The following is a 17388-nucleotide window of genomic DNA, read 5'->3' as shown; positions in this document are numbered from 1 at the left end:
CGCAGTGCGCGGTTGGGTGACCTGGACGTTTGCCGCCTACAACCTGATCCGCCTCGGTGGCATCGGCGAGTGGTGGGAACCGTCGCCGACATGAGCAACGGTGGGAGACGTGCGTCCGCAGGGCGGGGAAACGCGCCATGCGCCCACCATCACGACCGTCATGCATAGATCGCGGCTATCGAGAGTGGCGCGAGACGGTGCTTCTCAACAGCCTGCTAATCACCTGCCTCCATCGGCTTGCTCAGGTAAAGAGTGTGTGCAATTTGATAGTTGGTTCAGGCGCTGCGGGCCTGTCTCCATGCCGTGCAGCGCAGGACGGCGCTCCCGGTCACTGACGCCGGGAAGCCGTTTTCTATCGTCAGGCTTTGATCCGCCAACACCGCCACGCCGGGCCGGTGCGACACGACGACCAGACTGGTCCGCGGCAGGCGGCGCTTCAACGCGGCGAGGACCGCCAACTCGGCGGCGGCATCGAGCGCGCTGGTGGCCTCGTCCAGCACGGCCAGGCGCGGTTGCCGCAGGATCACCTGGGCCAGCAGAAGCCGCTGCAGTTCGCCGCCGGAAAGCCGGCTGGACGCGCTGTGCAACGCGATGTCGAGTCCGTGCGGCGAGTCGGCCAGCCGCCGGTCGAGGCCGACATCGGCCAGCGCGCTGCGCAGCAGTGCATCAGTGGCATCGGGCGCCGCCCAGCGCAGACACTCGCGCACCGAGCGTTGCCACGGCCGCACGTTCTGGCTGACGTAGGCGCCGAAGCGCACCAGTTCGCGATAGGCGTCGAAATCGATAGTCCGGTTGTCGTGGCGCGCCACGAAGACCTCGGGCGTCGCCATGCCGGCCAGCACGTCGACCAGGCTGCTCTTGCCGATCCCGGAATCGCCGGAAATCAGCGTGAGCTCGCCGGGCGCCAGCACCAGTTCGCCGACCTCGAGGCCTGCCCGCGGCGGGGTCAGCCGCATCCGCTCGATGCGCAACACGCCGTCACCGTCCACCGGTCGCAGCGGCACCGTGGGCGCAGACGTGCGGTCCGCGTCCAGGCGCATGTAGCGCTGCCACAGCTCGAAGGCCGGGGCGGTCGAACGCAGTTGCTGGAAGCTTTGTCGCGTCGCCACCAGGTAAGGCAGCAGGCGCCCGAGCAGCAGGCACACGGCGATCAGCGCGGCCCGGTCCACTCCGCGCCAGCGATCGGCAAGCAGGAAGAGCGCCGCGATGCCGAGTGTCGCCAGCAATTCGAGCACCAGTCTCCCGGAAGCCACCAGCTCCAGCTGACGGCGATAGCCTTGGCCCAGGCGGGCCGCAATCGCACTGCAACTCGCCTTCTCCGCATCCTCGCGTTCGAACGAGCGCACGTGGCGCAGGCGTCGCGGGAAATCCTCGCTGTGCCAGAACAGCTGGGTCATGTCGGCCACGTAGCGGCGCGCGACCAGCGCCTGCTCGCGACCGCAGGCGCGCGAGGCGGCCAGCCCGAGGCCCGCCAGCACCGGCACGGCCAGCAGCAGCAGCGGCGAGACCCAGAATGCGAAGCCCAGGCTGACCGCCGCGGTGATGCCGGCCACCAGCAGCTGCTGCAGCGCGCTGAAGCCCTGCACGAGGATCTCGACGTTGTGGGTGAGCACGTTGGCGATTTCCGCGGACGTCGCACCGGCCAGCGACGCCAGTGGTGCGTCGATCAGCCGCGCATGCACTCGACGGCGCAGGTTCATGCCATAGCGGCCGACCAGTCGTGCGCCGATCCGCGCCGCCTGCCAGCGCAGCAAGGCAAACGCGCCGCTGGCCGCCGCAAAGGCCGCCGCCTGCGCGCCGACGCTGCGGTGTGCACTGAGCAAGGCGCCGCCGAACGGCAACGCGTGGTCGGGCTGCACCAGCGGCACCAGCAGCAGCGCTGCCACACTGCCGGCGAAGGCCGCGCCCAGCGACAAGGCGACGTACACGGCGGTTTCCGCCAGATCCCGGTGCGCGAGCGTGCGCAGCAGCGCGCGCAACAGGTCCAACGAGCGGACATGCAGGATCGAAGGTTCGTCGGGCACCGCCGCGGGGTCGCGCGGCCTGTCGGCAGCCGTGCTTCCGCAGGCGCTGCCCGACGATTTGGTGCGGCGTGGCTCCCTGGCCGGATTTCGCATGCCGGTGAGTGCGGAGCGCCGGATCAAAAGTTGTGCGTGTCCGGCGCAACGCCTCGCGACCACCGCAGCGAACAAGGCCACCGCAGTGGCGGCCCTGTCTTCCGGACGAACGCTCAATGGTCGGGCCGTGTCACTGCGTCGGCTGCTTGCCCGCCCGCATGCCCTGCACGATGGCCAGCGACCGTGCCACGTGCTGGTCGGGCCGCAGATGGTCGGTCTCCGACGACAGCGCGGCAACGATGCGGCCGTCGCTGGCGATGACGAAGGTGGTGCGCGAGATGAAGCCATGGTCGATCGCCACGCCGCGCACGTCGTTGATGCCGGATTGCTCCGCCGTCATCTTGAGATCGTAGGACGCCGCCACCTTGCCGTCGGGATCGGAGGCCACCGGAAACTTGCCGGCGCAATACTTCGGATCGGACGAGAAGGCATTCAGCCGCTCGATGCTGTCGGCGGACACCCCGATGATGGTGGCGCCGGCCGCGTCGAACCTGGCCTTCTCGGTGGCGAAGGTATGCGCCTCCAGATCGCAGCCGCCGGTGTACGCCGATGGATAGAAGTACACCACCACCGGACCCTGCTTGAGCGCCTCCTTCAGCGAGAAGCTGAAATCCTTGCCGGCGCGACTGGCTTCGGCGGTGAAGTCCGGCGCCGTGGCGCCGGGTTTGAGCGCGGCAAGCGCCGGCAGCGCCACCAGCAGCGCCAGCAGCGCAGCTGCGGCCATCGATCCCGCAAGACGTGTTTTCATTTGCGACCCTCGCATGGAGGCATCGGTCCGGCACGGAACAGCCCGCGCCGGGTCCCAGCCCGGTTGATGGTGAACCACTCCGGTGGTTCGTCGGTCCCGACCTGGAAGTTACTTGACTCCCGGCGGAAGTAAGGTGGGTGCCACCGCCGGCGACAAAGGTTGCCACCCGCCACCGTGGCGATCAGCGCGACCCGACTAGCAGTGCTTGCAGCGCGGCGACGGCGTCACGCGCATGACGCCCGCGACGCAACTCGTGCACGCCGCGCCGGACCAGCTGCTGCTCGAAGCGGTCCCAGCCCGGTTGCGTCGCCGCGTAGGACTGATCAACGCGTAGGCGGGTTGCGATGTCGCCGGCGCGGATCGGACTCAGCAGCGCATCCGCATCGTCGGCCGCCTCGGCGGAGACGAACACCGCACCGATCAATTCCAGCGGTGTGGCCGCGAGGTGGCCGCGGCCCTGGCGCAGGTCGGCCTCGAACTTCTCCACGCCGCTGCGCCGGCGGATGCGCGGCGAGCGCTCAAGCCAATCCTGCACGACGCGATTGTCCACGTGGTGCAACGCGTCGGCCCGAACGTGCAGGTAGTTGGCGACGCCGGTGGCGAGCAAGGTTTCCGGTTGCACGAAGACGGCGTCCTCGGCGAGAAAATCCAGGCCATGCAGCAGGCCGTGCAGGGCCAGCGTCGATTTGCCCGAACCGCTTGCGCCCAGCAGCAGCACGCCGCGCCCCTGCCGCCCCACGCAGGCGCCATGCAGCGGGACCAGGCCCAGCCCGCGCGTCGCCAGGGTGAATACGGCGAATTCCACGAGTTCGTAGCGCAGGTGGTAGGGCTGGTCGAGCATGTCCTCCGAAGCCACCACCAGCGCCTGCTGCTGCGCGGGCGCCAGCACCACGTAGTTCGACGCGTCCATCACGCCACAGATCAGGCCCGCGCCGGATTGCATCCGCACCGGCGGCGGCCCGGCGCGTTGCGGCGATGCCTGGCGCGGAAGCAGTCGCAGCTCGATGCGGAACTCTGGCGCGGCCCCCGGCAAGCGATGCGCCGGCAGGCCGGCGTAGGCAGTGTCGACCACTTGCAGCAACGCCGCGCTGGCGCTGTCGAAGCGGAAGTCGCCGCCCAGGAGCTGCTTGCGCACGGAGAACGCGGGGGCGCTGCGCTCGCGGAAAGGGTCGGCGTCCGCATCCGGCACGCCGTGGGAGATCGTCAAGGCCATCCTCGTCGCGCGCAGCTCAGGGCAAGTGCCGAATGAGTGCGTCCGCAACGAAAAAAGGTTGCGCGCGCAAGGCCGCATCACGCTGCCGCGGCTCGTCGCCGCGCAGGCAACCGAAGCTCCGCAACGGAGCACTCACTTCCCGCAAGAGCAGGCTCGAACGCAAACGTCATCCGCCGCAGCAGCCCGTCCCCAAGGCCCCCGGAGGCCATAGTGATGCTGAAGATCCTGGTCGGCCACGCTTATTACCTGAAGTACGACCGGAAGCAGTGGGAGCGTGGCAAACCGTATCCTCCGCTCGCCACGATCCAGGTGGCCGCCCTGCTGCGACGGCTGGGGCACGAGGTCGCACTGTTCGACGCGATGCTGGCCGAGGGCGTCGAGGATTTCGCCGCATCCCTGCACGGCGCGCGCCCGGACGTGGTGGTGCTCTACGAGGACAACTTCAACTTCCTGACCAAGATGTGCCTGGGCCGCATGCGCGAGGCGGCCTGTCGCATGATCGCCGAGGCGCGCGCCGCCGGCGCCCGCGTGATCGTTGCCGGTTCCGACGCTTCCGATCACCCGGAGGCCTTTCTCGCGGCGGGCGCGGAGGCGGTGCTGATCGGCGAAGGCGTCGCCACGCTGGCCGAACTGATCGGCCGGCTGGAGCGCGCGCCCGACGTCACTACCCCGGCTTGGGTGGCCGGCCTCGCGGGCGTTGCCGCGCAGGTGGGCGGACAGCAGCAGCTGACGCGCGTCGGCGCACTGCCGCCGGACCCGCGCCTGGTCGGCCACCCGGCCTGGGACCTGATCGATATCGAACGCTATCGCGCGATCTGGCACGAACGGCATGGCTTTTTCAGCCTCAACATGGCCGCGTCGCGTGGCTGTCCGTTCCGCTGCAACTGGTGCGCCAAGCCGATCTGGGGCAACCACTACATGCAGCGCAGCCCGCAGGATGTCGCGGCGGAAATGAGCCACCTGAAACATGCCTTCCGGCCCGACCACATCTGGATGGCGGACGACATCTTCGGCTTCCGCGTCGACTGGGTGACGGAGTTCGGCGAACACCTGCGCGCCAGCGACGGCGCGGTGCCGTTCACCATCCAGACCCGCGCCGATCTGATCAGCGAGCGCATGGCCGAAGCGCTGGCGCAGGCCGGCTGCGCCGAGGCGTGGATCGGCGCCGAGAGCGGCAGCCAGCGCGTGCTCGACGCCATGAACAAGGGCACCAGGGTCACCGAACTGATCGTGGCGCGCGAACGGCTGGGCCGGCACGGCATCCGCGTGGGCTTCTTCATCCAGCTCGGCTATCTGGGCGAGGAACTGGCCGATCTGCTGGCCACCCGCGAACTGGTCGCGCAAGCGGCGCCGGACGACATCGGCGTGAGCGTGTCCTACCCCTTGCCCGGCACGCGGTTCTACGAACTGGTGAAGGCCCGGCTCGGTCGCAAGACGCATTGGCGGGACAGCGGCGACCTGGCCATGATGTTCCGCGGTGCCTACGACTCGGAGTTCTACCGCAGCGTGCGCGATCTGCTGCACGAGCAGGTCGTGCTGCAGCAGACCAAGGCCGGCACGCCGCCGAAACGCTACCGTGTCGCCAGTGCCGCGCTGGCCGCACGCTGGGATGCGCTGGTCGCGTGCGAACACGCGCACCGCAACCACGATGCGACGCCGCCGCCCGTGCCGCGGGGCATCGCCCTGCAAGTGCGATAGCGATGTTGCCGCCACTCGCCATCGTCAGGAACGGCCTGCGCCGCACCACCGAAGCGCTCGCCACCGAGCTGGCACTGGCGCGACCGGGCAGCGAGACACCCGCGTGGAGCGAACTGGAGTGGGCGCTGGCCCCGGCCGCCGCCGTCGCTCACGGCGTGGCGCCGCTGCTCGACCGGTACTCGACCTGGGACCACCCGGCGTGGCGGCATTTCCTTGCCGACCAGCGCACGCAGGTCGAGCAGCGCCATCGCCGCATCATCGAATTGCTCAAACGCATCGACGCCGGCGCCCGCGCCGCCGGCTTTCCCGTCGTCGCGCTGAAGGGCGCGGCGCTGCATGCCGATGGCATCTACGCGCCGGGCGAGCGGCCGATGGCCGACATCGACCTGCTGGTGCGCGAAACCGACGCCGCGGCCGCGGGCGTGCTGCTGCAGGAACTCGGCTATGTGGCCTCGTTCGCGCAGTGGAAGCACCAGGTGTTCAAGCCCGCCGGCGGCCAGCCCCATGCCGGACTGGGCGAACACCACGATGCGCCGGTGAACATCGAACTGCACGCGCGCATCCGGGAGCGGCTGCCGGTGGCCGCGGTCGACATCACCGAGCGGGTCCAGCCGCACGAGCCGCATGCGGGCCTGAACGACTACCCCTCGTGCGGCGCGCTGATGAGCCACCTGCTGCTGCACGCGGCGGGCAACATCTGCGGCCGCAGCCTGCGCCTGATGCATCTCAACGACATCTCGCTGCTGGCCACGCGCATGGTCGCGCGCGACTGGAACGAACTGTGGGGCACCCACGGCGACGAAGCGCCGTGGTGGGCACTGCCGCCGTTGCGGCTGGTCGCGCGCTACTACCGGCATGCGGTACCCGACACCGTGCTCGCGCGGCTCGAACGCGACTGCCCTCCCCTGCTGCGCGCGGTCTCGCGGCGGCAGACCCTGACGCGGGTGTCGTGCTCCGAACTGTGGTTGCACGCGCTCGCCGGCATCGAGTGGTCGCGCTCTTTCGGCGAGGCCGCGCGCTATCTTGCGCGCCATGTGCGGCCCACGGACGAAGCCCGCAAGGAACGCGCCGACATGGCGCGCACCCAGCTCTGGCTGCAGGGACAGGATTGGGTCACCTCGCCCCGGCGCCGGCGCGCGCTGACCTGGCTCGTGCGACCGGTGCCGCGCATGGACACCTTGTACGTGGTGCGCGCGGCGCTGGAGCCGCGCGCCTCATCGGCGAGCGAATAGCGGACGTCCGCAAGGCCATCGACGACATGCACACCGGCGAGCAGTACCACGAATTCATGCTGGCCTCGCCGCGGGACCGAAGCGTGCGCGCCAGGTTCCAGCAACTGGCGCTGGACCTGCTGCCTGCGGGAGCGGCCGTGCTCGACTTCGGCGCCGGCACCGGCATCGATGCGAAAACCTATGCCGCCCACGGACATCCGACCTTCGTATTCGAGCCTTCGGAGGCGATGCACGCTTGCCTGCTGCGGCACTGCCGCGACGAGATCGAACACAAGACCGTCGTCGCGGTCACCTCGCCGCTTGCCTGCAAGGTGCAGGCGGTCACCGCGAACTTCGCGGTCTTCAATCACTTCGCGGATCATGCCGCGCTGTTCGAGCAACTGTCATACGTGGTCCGGCACGGCGGCTTCGTGCTGGCCAGCATGCTCAACCCCTATTGCCTCGCCGACGCGCGCTACCGCTGGTGGCGAGCGAACCTGGTGAACCTCGTGCGCCACGGCCACTACGCCATCGCCAGCGAAAGCCGCATCCATCGCTTCACGCCGCGGGTCGTGGCGCAGGCGGCGGCGCCGCATTTCCGGTTGGAGCGCCGGATGCCCGGCGGCCTTGCGCTCGCGAGCCAGCTTTACCTGTTCCTGCTGTTCCGGAGAGTCTGACGATGTGGAAGGACTGGGTCAGGCCATTCGTTCGTCCGTTGCCGCAATGGTCGGTGGTCGCCGTCGCGCCGCCGCAGCAGACGGTCGTCGCCAGCCTGCGCTGGGGCAAGGCCACCGCGGATGTCACCACCGACCACACCGTGGCATCGCTACGGCCGCTCACCATTGCGACCAGCCTGGACGCCGGCCCGCACCCCGTTCTCGAGTACCGCGATCGCGTCAGCGGCCGGCTGCTTGGGGAACTGCGCCTGGTGCGCGCAACGACGGTCAGCACCGAAGGCAGCACGCTCGCCCTCTATCACGTCGCGGCCGGCGGACACCGCTGTCTGGCCTGGCCACTGCGTCCATGGAACGCCTGGCTGCAGAACCGCCTGATGCAGCAGAACACTTCGTCGTCCCACTCCCTCATGGCACCGGCCGCGACCCAGCAGTTGATGATCGCCTACCTGTGCCCGCGGCCGGTCGTGCTCGTCTCCGTCGATGCGACGGACCACCACAACATCTTCCCGATGGACCTGATCGGCCCGCTAGGGCGCAGCGGGCTGTTCACGCTCGCTCTGCGCAGCACCAATGTTTCCATGCCGATCATGCGTGAGCAGCGCCGGGTCGCCCTCTCCTGCATGCCGGCGGCGATGAAGGATGCCGTCTACGCACTCAGCGTGCATCACAAGCAGCCGCTCGCGGACTGGGCGGCACTGCCCTTCCCGGTCCGGCGCTCGCGTGCCTTCGGCATACCCGCGGTAGCCGCCGCGCTGCGCATCCGCGAGCTGGATATCGTGCACAGCGAGGAAGTCGGCTCGCACACACTGTTCGTCGGCCGCATCGTGTCCGAGGAAGCCCAGACGCAGGACACCCAGTTGCACCACACGGCGGGCTTTCACCAGGCCTGGCGCCGCCGGCGCGGCTTACCCTTCGCCGAGGCACGGTCCGCCTGAGCGTGCAGGCTCACGCCTTCGTCGCCACCGCAATCGTCAGGCTCTGCAGGAAGTGGAAATCCGGTCGCCGCAGCGCGTAGCGAGCATCGTCCGGATCGCACAGCTGTGCCAGCGTGTCGAAATCCTCCGGCTGCAGGTAGGGCCGCAGGCGCTCGCCCCAGGTGCCCCGGAAGATCGCGTCGCGCAGGTAGCGCTCGTCCGCCTCCGCGAGCGGCTGGATGCGCTCGATCATCCGCGTGCGCACCGCCACCTGCGGCAGGCCTGCCGCTTGTAGCCAGCCGACGAGCGCACGCGCCGCGGTGAATTCGCGCTCGCTGCGGCCGTAGCGCTCGCGGTAATACGTCCGCACCGCGTCGTTGACGCAGCGTTCGAGACGGGCGTCCCACGCGAAGACCATGTCCGGCACCAGCGAGCTCTGGCCCAGCACAAGGCGGCCGCCCGGACGCAGCAACGTAACCAGGACCTGCACACCGGCGAACGGATCGTGCAGATGGTTGACGGCGTTGACGGCCCAGATCAGGTCGAAGCTGCCGTCCGCCAGCGGCGGTCGCAGCATGTCGGCCTGCAGGATGGTCGCTTGCGCCGGTGCGCTGCGACGGGCGGCGCGGACATGCGCGCTCGCAAGGTCCATCCCCACCACCAGTGCGCGATCCCCTGAGGATTCCTGGAACCAGCCGACCGCCTCGCCCGTGTCGCAACCGGCGTCGAGCACGCGCGCATCCGCCTGCAAAGCCAGCGCGGCGATCACCTCGCTCAACTCCGGCCGCGCGAACGCGTTGAACAGCCGGAGCTTCTCCGTGTAGTCGCGCTGCGGAGTGTCACCGAGCAGTCCGGCCACGGCCTGTGTCCTGTTCATCGCAGCGAGCCTGTGGCCGTGCGGCACCCGTGCCGCGTCCGCGTGATGGCGGGCAGCTCGTTGCCATGTCGCAGCCGCCGGCGCAGACGGTTGAACGGGCGCTCGACCAGGAACCAGGACGACAGCGCCGCGAGAACAACGAACATCAGGTTCTGCGGGAATGCATGCATCCACACGTCGGAGCGATGGTCGAGGAAAGGCATTTGCCACAGATACAGCGAGTAGCTCAGTACGCCGATGAATACGATCGGTTTCCAGTTCAGCAAGCGTCCGGCCAGCGAGTTCGCATGACGCGTGCTCGACTCGATCAGCACGGCGAGGCACAGGTTCATCAGCGGTGATCCCAGCAGGATCGCCACGGGATGGCTGCCCATGCGGTTGATCAGCAGCACCACGGGGATCGCGAGCACGAGCCAGCGGCTGTCGGTCAGGCGCAGGTACCACGTGCGGGTCAGCAGCCATGGCCGCAGCAATGCCAATGCACAACCGGTGGCCAGGTAATCGAACATCGCGGGGAAGCTGGTCAGCATGCCGCTCGGGAAACGCGGATCGACGTGGAATATCCATTCATGGATGCCCCAGCGCACCAGCGGACCGATGCAGATCGCCGCGACCGCGACGAGCAAGGCGCGACGCTCGCGCAGGGCCAGCAGGGTCAGCGGCCACAGCAGGTAGAACTGCTCCTCGACCGACAGCGACCAGAGGTGTCCGATCTGCAGGGAGCAGCCCGACTCGAAGTTGACCGTGTAGGTCAGCGCGTAGGCAAAGTCGCGGCCGCTCAACTGCACCGCGCCCGCCGCCGTCGCGATCGCCATGACCAGGATAAACGCGTAGAACGCGGGAAAGATGCGCAGGATTCGGCGCAGGTAGAACCGCTTCAGCGAAATCTCCCCCGTCGCCTCGCGCTCGCCCATCAACAGCGAGGTGATGAGGAAACCGGAGATCACGAAGAACACCAGCACGCCGAGATGGGCGACGTCGCCGCACCAGCGGCCGTATTGTGCGATGGAAACGGGAAAACGCCGCGTCCCGCAGAGATGCCCGTAGCACACCATCAGGATCGAGATCGCCCGGAGTCCGTCCAGCGAAGGCATGCAGGTGCCTTGCGTGTTCATGCGGCGCGCAGGCGCAGGTAGAGCGCTTCGAACGCGCGCGCGGTGTGGTCGGCGTCCTCGCACAGCGCGCGGAGCTGCGCACCCGCGGCCAGGCGCAGCCGCAGTTCCTCGTCGCCGAGCAGGCAGCGGATCGCGTCCGCGAGCGCCGACGCGTCACCGACCGGCACGGCCAGCGCCGCCGCCGGCGCCCACTCCGCAATGTGCCCTACCGCCGTGCCCACCGTGGGCACGCCCACGGCAGCGGCCTCGAGCGCCACCAGCGGGCCGGCCTCGTGCAGCGACGACATCACCAGCAGGTCGGCCGACTCCATCAGCAGGCGCAGTTCGCGCTGAGTCTTGAAGCCGAGAAAGCGCACCCGTCCATCCAGCCCGAGCCGGCCGGCGAGCCGCTGCATCTCGCCCTGCAAGGTGTCCACGCCGACGATGTCCATTTCGAAGTCCGGCCCTGCCCCGGCCAGGATCGCCAGCGCGCGCAGAAGGGTCGGCTGGTCCTTGACGCGGTTGAGGCTGGCCACGTGGATCAACCGGGCCGGCCCCCTGTCGCGCCCGCGCGGCGCGCGTGGCGGCCAGGCCAGCAGGTCGACGCCCAGCGGTACGCGTCGGGCTTCGAGCCCGAGCGCGCGCAGCGACTCGAGGATCGGCGCGCTGGCGGCGGTGATCGCATCGGCGCCGCGCAGCACCACCGCTTCGCGCAGCCGCGCCTTCCACGTGCGTCGGCCGCCGTAGGCTATCGCGGGCAACGCGACCAGCTCGCCGCCGGCGACATGCACCAGGCTCGGCCGCCGCAACAGCTTCGCCGCCGCCACGGCAACCAGGCTGCAGGAGCCGGAGAAGATCGCGTGGATCGCATCGAACGGTGCTCGCCTGTGCTCGGCGCGGATCCCCGCGATCGCGCGCAGCCGCGTCCGGCCTTCGCCGATGTTGTGGATATGTGCGCCGGCGAGTTCCCAGCAAGCCGGCGCCGCCTCCTGGTGCAGCGCGAAGACGTGCACCTCGTGCGTGCGTGCCAGCCGCACTATCAGCGCCAGCAGGGCCGGGATCACGCGGAACTCGCCGCTGCGATCCACTCCGCCGGGAACCACCAGCGCGAGTTTCATGGCGCGCTCCCGCGGCGGTCGTCGAGCACCCGTGCATAGGCCTCGGCCCAGAGCCGCCCCACCGCCTGGAACGAGAGCGTCTCGTCGAAATGCGCGCGCACCTGTTGCGGCGAAGGACGGTTCGCCGCGGCATCGACCAGCGCCGCGGCCAGCGCCGGCGCATCGCCGCAGGGCCACAGCCGGCCGATGCGACCGTTGCAGGTCAGCGCGCGGAACGCCGGGATGTCCGTGAGTACCGGCGTCAGTCCGCAGGCGAGCGCCTCCATCGCCGCGTAGCCGCTGCCCTCGGCGCGGCTGCCGGAGACGAACAGGTCGGCGGCGCGCATCAACGTCTCGACCTGCGCATGCGCCACCTTGCCCAGCAGGTGTACGCGCCCGGCCAGCCGCGGATCGGCATCGATGTGCGCCCGCACCTCGGCCAGCATCGGCGCCTCGCCGAAGGCGCACCACAGCTGCAGGCCGGGCATGCGCTCCGCCGCCAGCGCGACGCCGTCGAGCACCGTGAGTGGATCCTTGCCGCGGTTCAGGCGCCCCACCCACAGTGCGCAAGGATTGCCGTGCACACCGGTCGCTGCGCGTGCGCGCGCGCGATCGCCCGGCGTGAAGCGGCTGCTGGATTCGGGGATCGCGAACAGCCGCGTCGTCGGGTCGAATACGTCGGCGGCGACGAAGGGCCGCGCAAGTTCGACTGCCGTGAAGGCCACGCCGGCTGCTGTCGCGAAGCGACGACGGTGACGCGGCCGCCGCCACCAGCGCGGTAGTCGATCGGCATGGTCCTGCAGAACCACCGGCAATCCCGGCGCCAGGTTGCCGGCAACGGCGAACGCATCGTCGACCCAGGCCAGGCTGTGCGCATGCAGCAGGTCGATGTCGCCACCGCCCAGCGCATCGGCGAAACGGCGGCCCCGGCCTTGCACCGTCCATGTTCCGCGCAGATCGACGAGGCGGTAGTCCACGCCGGCGCGCGTCAGGCGCTCGGCATGCGCGGCCGCCTGCAGCACGGTGACCCGGACGCCGGCGCCCGCCACCAGCTCCGCGATGTCCGCCAGCGACGGCCAGCGTTCGAGCAGGGCCGCGAGGCCCAAGCCGGGGGGGGCGGGCAGGAAATTGATCTGCGCCACGTACACCGGCACGACCTACAGGCCTGACACCTGCGGCATGCGCAGGCGCACCAGCCGGTTCGCCAGGTTCAGCTCCCACGGCCGGTCGTACCGGCGGAAGCGGTAGCGCCAGCCGGCCATCGCGCTGAGGTTGCGCTTGGCCCATGGCGGCGCGCGCAAGTCCTGCACCGTGGGATACCGGCAGCGCAGCACGGTGACGAAGTCGTTGATGCGGCGGCGCAGCCGGTCGCTGAGCCAGGGCGCATCCATGTGGCAGGCGTAATCGACCCAGCGCGGCTGGGCCCATTCGTCCGGCGTCGCGGGGAACACCACCGGCTCGCCGTGGAGGTCCAGCAGCGGCGCGCCCGGCCGCTTGCTGCGGTCCTTCTCGTGGCGGCTGTGCTCCGGCAGTGGCGTGTAGATGTAGATGATGATCTCCGCCTGCGGGTTGATCCGCTTCATCTCGCGGATGAACTCGAACGTGCGTTCGGTCTCCTCCTCGGTGTGCTCCGGCGGCGCGACCATGAACGACAACTCCGGGATCACGCCGTGGCGGCGGCACAGCTCGACCACCTCCAGGGTCTGGTCCGGCCGCGTGCCCTTGCGGATGTCATGCAGCATCTGGCCGCTGGGCGATTCCGCGCCGATGTAGGCCATGCGCAGCCGGCTCCGGCGCACCAGTTTCCACGCATGCTCCGAGAGCTTGAGCAGCGCGTCGGAACGGGCGTAGCACCACCACGGCAACTCGAACCGCGCCATCACCTCGAGCAGCGGCAGCATGTCCGCCTCGCGGTCGAAGAAGTTGTGGTCGAAGTACTGCACCGCATCGGCGCCCAGCGTGTGCTTGAAATACGCCAGCTCGCGTTCCAGCCGTGCCGCGGCCGGCAGCTGGGTCGCACCGCCGAACATCGCGGCCACGCCGCAGAAGGTGCAGTGGTAGCGGCAGCCGATCGCCGCCTGGGTGGCGACGGTGCGCTGGCCCAGGTAGGTGCGCGCCAGGTAGCGGCGCGGATCGCCGAGCTTGTCGTAGGGCAGCAACCCCGCGGGGTCGTGGCGCATGATGGGCCGCGCCGGGTTGTGCACCACCGTGCCGGCACGTTTCCACGACAGCCCGGCGATCCGCTCCAGCGCGGGCTGGTCGCCGGCGAGCGCGGCGACCAGCTCGGGCAAGGCCTGCTCGCCCTGCGCGCGGATCGCGTAATCCACATAGGGCGCGGCCAGCGTGGCGTCCGTGTGCAGGGTCGGGAAGTAGCCGCCCCAGACGATCGGCGTCGCCGGAAAATGTTCGCGTATCGCCTTGGACACGGCGATCGCCGTGGCCACCTGCGGACCGCCCATCACGCCCACGCCGACGGCGTCGAAGCGCTCCTGTTCCATCGCGCGCAGGCTGTCGTTGACGAAGTCGCGGTCCACGTTGCCGTCGATGATGCGGCTGCTGCCGCTGCGGTCCAGCGCTGCCGCCAGCTGCAGCAGTCCGAGCGGAAAGCGCGCGCTGGAACGCGAGGTGACGGTCGGGTTGATCAGCAAGGTGCGCGGAGCGGTCATGGGCGGGCCTGCGTGCAAGCGGGATCGGCGCCGGCGGAACCGGGTGCGCGCCGCAAGCGGAACACCAGCGCGACGGGGACCTCCAGCGCCCGGGGATCGAAGTGCGCGCCGGCGGGGATGTCGGCGGGGGCTAGCATGGGTTCCAGCACCTGCTCGATGCGCAGCCCGAGCGCGGCGCAGGCGGCGTGCCAATCGCCGTACAGGTGCGACGTGTGGCGCACGGCGTAGCGGCGTCCCGCGGATTTGAAATCGCGCTGCCAGCCCAGCGCGTGCCCGATCGGATGCACGTCGCTGCACAGCAGGATGCCGCCGGGCCGGGTCACCCGGCGCAGCTCGGCCAATGCCTGCGCCAGGTCATCGAGGTGCCCGACGACCAGGCCGCAGACCGTCAGGTCCGCCTGGGCGTCCGGCACCGGCAGGGCCAGCAGGTTCCCCTGCAGCAGGGAGACCTGTGCGCCGGTGCGCAAGCTGCCCAGTTCCGCGGCGGCGCGTTCCAGCATCGGCGGCGAGAGGTCCACGCCGATCGCGTGCGCCGCGCCGTGCCGCAGCGCGTGCAGCAGATAACGCCCGCTGCCGCAGCCGGCGTCGAGCACCGCCTGCCCGCGCAGCGAGGCTGGCATCAACGCGAGCATCGCGCGCTCCTCGGCGCACATCACCGGGTTGTGGGCGTGCGCCGGATACTCCGCTGCCCACAGCGCGTAGGCCTCGGTCGGTTCGAGCAGCGGCGGGCGCGTCATCATCGTCATCGCGCTTCCACGGCACACTCGCGCTCGGGCGCGTTGCATGCGGCGACAAGTTCGAGCCCGGGCTCGAGCGCAAGCAGGTCCGGCTCGGCCAGCGGCGCGGCCAGCAGCTTCGGCCGTCCGTCCAGCAGCGCGGGCACGGTGTCCACGCCGGCGACCGCGAACCATTCGGCGAAATCGGGATCGGCGATGCACGGCACGCCGTCGCGCACCACCGCGCGGATGTCGCTGCGCCCGAGGTCGGTCAGGCTGCGCGCCGCGCCGCCGCGGTCCTCGACGATCACCAGGTCCGCCCTTGCGCCCGGCGCGAGGTGGCCACGCCCCGGCAGGCGCAGGATGCGTGCCGCCGCGGTCGTGGCCAGCGCCAGGATCTGCGCGGGCGCGAGCTCGCCGCGGGTGGCGATGTCGCGCATTTCGTCGAGCAGGTCGCGCGCGCCACTGAGTCGCGAGTCGCTGCCCAGCGCGAGGCGACCGGCCGCGCACAGGCGCCGCGGATCGAGCGTGCGCCCGAGCAGCCTGCGGTTGCTGGTCGGACACCACACCACCGCGGCGCCGCTGGCGATCACGCGGTCGATGTCGCGCTCGCGCAGGCCCACGCCATGCACCAGCACGCTGTTCGCCGCCAGGCAGCCGAGCCGGTCGAGCTGCGCCAGCTCCGCCTGCGCGGTCGCATCCGTGCCCTCGGCCAGGTGGATCATCCAAGGCCGCCCCGCCGACGTGGCGGCGAAGCTCGCCGGCACCGGCGGCCCGTAACCGGGCCAACCCAGCGCGTAGCTCCAGCCGTAGTCGCGCAGCAAGGCCACCGGGAAATCCAGCGCATCTAGCGCCGGGTGCCAGGGGTCGTGGTGCGCCACGCAGGTAACGCCGGCGAGCAGGTTCTTCAGCGCGCCGTGGCGCATCCGCAGCGCCTTCGGCACGCGCAGCGCGGCGGCCACGGCGGGCTCGGCGAAATGTGCCTGGAACGCGGCGATCCACGCGTAGCTGTTCGCGAACGGCGTATCCGCGGGCAACGGCGGCACGGCGTTGACGTGCAGGTGCTCGTGCGCGTTGATCAGGCCGGGGAAGATCAGGTGGTCGCGCAAGTCGATGCGCCAGGCCCGCGCGGCCAGCGAGGCGCCGATCCGTGCAGCCCGGATCGGCAGCGGCGCGTGCGAGATGCCGGCCGGCGCGACCGTGATCGCACGGCACAGGCTGATGTCCAGCGCGGCCTGCAAGAGCCTGTTCATGACCTCTCCGTAGCTCGCGCCGGGAGCTGTTTGCGCGCAGGCCAAGGAAGAAGGAGGGAGTGGACGTCCGTCCACGACCGAGTGATGACGCCGGCATGTGGGCAAACAGACCCGGCCCTTCGGGTTGCCTCGCCATGGCCGCCATGCGGCAGCGCGCGGCTTGGCCTGCCAGCCAGGCAGGCGCTGCGCCACGCACTACCACCTGACGACCATGGCAAGGCAACGCGAGCCACGGAGAGATCATGAACAGGCTCTAATCCCATGGCGTCAGCGCCTGCGCATCACGATCAGGAAGTGGTCGCCCATGTCGCGCAACAGCGGCAGCGCGCCGAGGCGATCGTCGAGCCAGCCCAGGCATGCGCAGCGGCGACGGTGGCGGCGGTAGTAGTCCACCAGGTAGGGCGGCGGCAGGAACAGGCCGAGCGCGCGATAGCCTGCCAGTGCGAACTGCCCGGCGAAGGCGCGGTGGAATTCGCGCGGCAGGTAGTAGCTGGTCCAGATCGTGTGGCGGTTCATGCCCACCGCGGTGACGCCACGCGCGGCGCGCACGCCGGCCCGGCGGAAGCGGCCGCGCAGCATGTAATGCACCAGCTCCCACGGGCAGATCCGGCCGATCACCGAAAACACCAGCCGGCCGCCCGGCCGCAGCAGGCGCGCGCATTCGGCCGCGACCGCGTGCAGGTCCGGCGCGCAATTCAGCGGGCCGAAGTTCGAGTAGATGCCGTCAAACGCGTCGTCGAGCCGGTCGAGCTGCTGGATGCCGAGGTGCGCCGTGGCGACGCGCGCCTCCATGCCCGCGGCGGCGGCGCGCACCTGGGTGCGGGCGACCATCTGCGGCGACCAGTCGGTAGCGACGACCTGGTAGCCGCGCCCCGCGAATTCGATCGCGTCGAGGCCGGTGCCGCAGCCCAGGTCGAGCAAACGTCCGCCACCGGGAAGTTCGCGGCATACGGTATCCCACAACGTCGCGCGCATGCGCTGGATCAGCTCGTTGTTGCCGCGGGGACCGTCGTAGTCGGCCGCCACGCTGTCGAAGGCGCGCTGCGTGTCGAGCAGTTGCGCCTCGCTCAAGGGCGCCCCCGATCGATGCCGGCGAGCACCGTGGCC

At 70.3% G+C, this 17388-nt stretch carries 15 protein-coding genes; 4 read left to right on the top strand and 11 right to left on the bottom strand.

What is annotated here, in order from left to right; genetic code table 11:
* Positions 1 to 275: 275 nt before the first annotated feature.
* The 3 genes from B0E52_RS14525 to B0E52_RS14515 all read right to left on the bottom strand — a co-directional run bounded on the left by B0E52_RS14525 (position 276) and on the right by B0E52_RS14515 (position 4072).
* Positions 276 to 2024, bottom strand: a complete 1749-nt coding sequence (locus B0E52_RS14525; RefSeq protein ID WP_139351704.1) for an ABC transporter ATP-binding protein — start codon at positions 2022 to 2024, stop codon at positions 276 to 278.
* Positions 2025 to 2247: 223 nt separating this feature from the next.
* On the bottom strand, positions 2248 to 2865 hold the full coding sequence (locus B0E52_RS14520; RefSeq protein ID WP_077484943.1) for a peroxiredoxin: 618 nt from the start codon (positions 2863 to 2865) through the stop codon (positions 2248 to 2250).
* A 181-nt stretch (positions 2866 to 3046) separates the two neighbouring features.
* Positions 3047 to 4072, bottom strand: coding sequence for a serine kinase (locus B0E52_RS14515; RefSeq protein ID WP_254426819.1), 1026 nt, complete (start codon positions 4070 to 4072; stop codon positions 3047 to 3049).
* A gap of 219 nt (positions 4073 to 4291) precedes the next feature.
* On the opposite strand from B0E52_RS14515, the gene B0E52_RS14510 reads away from it, so the two are divergent.
* The 4 genes from B0E52_RS14510 to B0E52_RS14495 are packed head-to-tail and all read left to right on the top strand — an operon-like array spanning position 4292 to position 8599.
* The gene (locus tag B0E52_RS14510) at positions 4292 to 5776 is read left to right on the top strand and encodes a radical SAM protein (protein WP_077484940.1); all 1485 of its coding nucleotides are present in this window, start codon (positions 4292 to 4294) and stop codon (positions 5774 to 5776) included.
* 2 nt (positions 5777 to 5778) lie between these two features.
* Positions 5779 to 7008 carry a nucleotidyltransferase family protein gene (locus B0E52_RS14505; protein WP_077484938.1) on the top strand — a complete coding sequence of 410 codons (1230 nt, stop codon included), beginning with the start codon at positions 5779 to 5781 and terminating at the stop codon, positions 7006 to 7008.
* 26 nt (positions 7009 to 7034) lie between these two features.
* Positions 7035 to 7664, top strand: coding sequence for a methyltransferase domain-containing protein (locus B0E52_RS14500; RefSeq protein ID WP_077484937.1), 630 nt, complete (start codon positions 7035 to 7037; stop codon positions 7662 to 7664).
* 2 nt (positions 7665 to 7666) lie between these two features.
* Positions 7667 to 8599 (top strand): flavin reductase, encoded by a 933-nt coding sequence (locus B0E52_RS14495; protein ID WP_077484935.1) that lies wholly within the window; start codon positions 7667 to 7669, stop codon positions 8597 to 8599.
* A gap of 10 nt (positions 8600 to 8609) precedes the next feature.
* Here the strand turns inward: B0E52_RS14495 and B0E52_RS14490 are convergent, their stop codons facing one another.
* From B0E52_RS14490 to B0E52_RS14455, 8 genes are all read right to left on the bottom strand, one after another.
* A complete protein-coding gene (locus tag B0E52_RS14490) occupies positions 8610 to 9455 on the bottom strand; it encodes a class I SAM-dependent methyltransferase (RefSeq protein ID WP_139351703.1) in 846 nt (281 codons plus the stop codon).
* Entirely contained in the window at positions 9452 to 10549 is a 1098-nt protein-coding gene (locus B0E52_RS14485) for an acyltransferase (RefSeq protein WP_168174200.1), read from the bottom strand. Before B0E52_RS14485 ends, B0E52_RS14490 begins: the two co-directional genes overlap by 4 nt.
* A 17-nt stretch (positions 10550 to 10566) precedes the next feature.
* Positions 10567 to 11667 carry a glycosyltransferase family 4 protein gene (locus B0E52_RS14480; protein ID WP_077484930.1) on the bottom strand — a complete coding sequence of 367 codons (1101 nt, stop codon included), beginning with the start codon at positions 11665 to 11667 and terminating at the stop codon, positions 10567 to 10569.
* Positions 11664 to 12800 (bottom strand): glycosyltransferase family 4 protein, encoded by a 1137-nt coding sequence (locus B0E52_RS14475; RefSeq protein WP_174575575.1) that lies wholly within the window; start codon positions 12798 to 12800, stop codon positions 11664 to 11666. Before B0E52_RS14475 ends, B0E52_RS14480 begins: the two co-directional genes overlap by 4 nt.
* Positions 12801 to 12803: 3 nt before the next feature.
* Positions 12804 to 14312, bottom strand: a complete 1509-nt coding sequence (locus B0E52_RS14470; protein ID WP_077484929.1) for a cobalamin-dependent protein — start codon at positions 14310 to 14312, stop codon at positions 12804 to 12806.
* Positions 14309 to 15049 (bottom strand): class I SAM-dependent methyltransferase, encoded by a 741-nt coding sequence (locus B0E52_RS14465; RefSeq protein WP_077484965.1) that lies wholly within the window; start codon positions 15047 to 15049, stop codon positions 14309 to 14311. The genes B0E52_RS14470 and B0E52_RS14465 overlap by 4 nt, the downstream gene beginning before the upstream one ends.
* Positions 15050 to 15054: 5 nt before the next feature.
* Entirely contained in the window at positions 15055 to 16281 is a 1227-nt protein-coding gene (locus B0E52_RS14460) for an amidohydrolase family protein (protein ID WP_077484927.1), read from the bottom strand.
* 267 nt (positions 16282 to 16548) lie between these two features.
* Positions 16549 to 17352, bottom strand: coding sequence for a class I SAM-dependent methyltransferase (locus B0E52_RS14455; protein WP_254426818.1), 804 nt, complete (start codon positions 17350 to 17352; stop codon positions 16549 to 16551).
* Between the last annotated feature and the right edge of the window lie 36 nt (positions 17353 to 17388).

Origin of the sequence: Rhodanobacter sp. C06, assembly GCF_002001105.1 — a bacterium.
Classification (GTDB): Bacteria; Pseudomonadota; Gammaproteobacteria; order Xanthomonadales; family Rhodanobacteraceae; genus Rhodanobacter_A.
Note: the sequence above shows the minus strand (reverse complement) of the source record. Positions and strands in the feature narration are given on the sequence as shown.

Coding starts and splice junctions, on each gene's coding strand:
- B0E52_RS14470 (WP_077484929.1), bottom strand. CDS start 14,312: ATGACCGCTCCGCGCACCTTGCTGATCAACCCGACCGTCACCTCGCGT.
- B0E52_RS14490 (WP_139351703.1), bottom strand. CDS start 9,455: ATGAACAGGACACAGGCCGTGGCCGGACTGCTCGGTGACACTCCGCAG.
- B0E52_RS14495 (WP_077484935.1), top strand. CDS start 7,667: ATGTGGAAGGACTGGGTCAGGCCATTCGTTCGTCCGTTGCCGCAATGG.
- B0E52_RS14500 (WP_077484937.1), top strand. CDS start 7,035: ATGCACACCGGCGAGCAGTACCACGAATTCATGCTGGCCTCGCCGCGG.
- B0E52_RS14460 (WP_077484927.1), bottom strand. CDS start 16,281: ATGAACAGGCTCTTGCAGGCCGCGCTGGACATCAGCCTGTGCCGTGCG.
- B0E52_RS14465 (WP_077484965.1), bottom strand. CDS start 15,049: ATGACGCGCCCGCCGCTGCTCGAACCGACCGAGGCCTACGCGCTGTGG.
- B0E52_RS14520 (WP_077484943.1), bottom strand. CDS start 2,865: ATGAAAACACGTCTTGCGGGATCGATGGCCGCAGCTGCGCTGCTGGCG.
- B0E52_RS14510 (WP_077484940.1), top strand. CDS start 4,292: ATGCTGAAGATCCTGGTCGGCCACGCTTATTACCTGAAGTACGACCGG.
- B0E52_RS14480 (WP_077484930.1), bottom strand. CDS start 11,667: ATGAAACTCGCGCTGGTGGTTCCCGGCGGAGTGGATCGCAGCGGCGAG.
- B0E52_RS14505 (WP_077484938.1), top strand. CDS start 5,779: ATGTTGCCGCCACTCGCCATCGTCAGGAACGGCCTGCGCCGCACCACC.
- B0E52_RS14485 (WP_168174200.1), bottom strand. CDS start 10,549: ATGCCTTCGCTGGACGGACTCCGGGCGATCTCGATCCTGATGGTGTGC.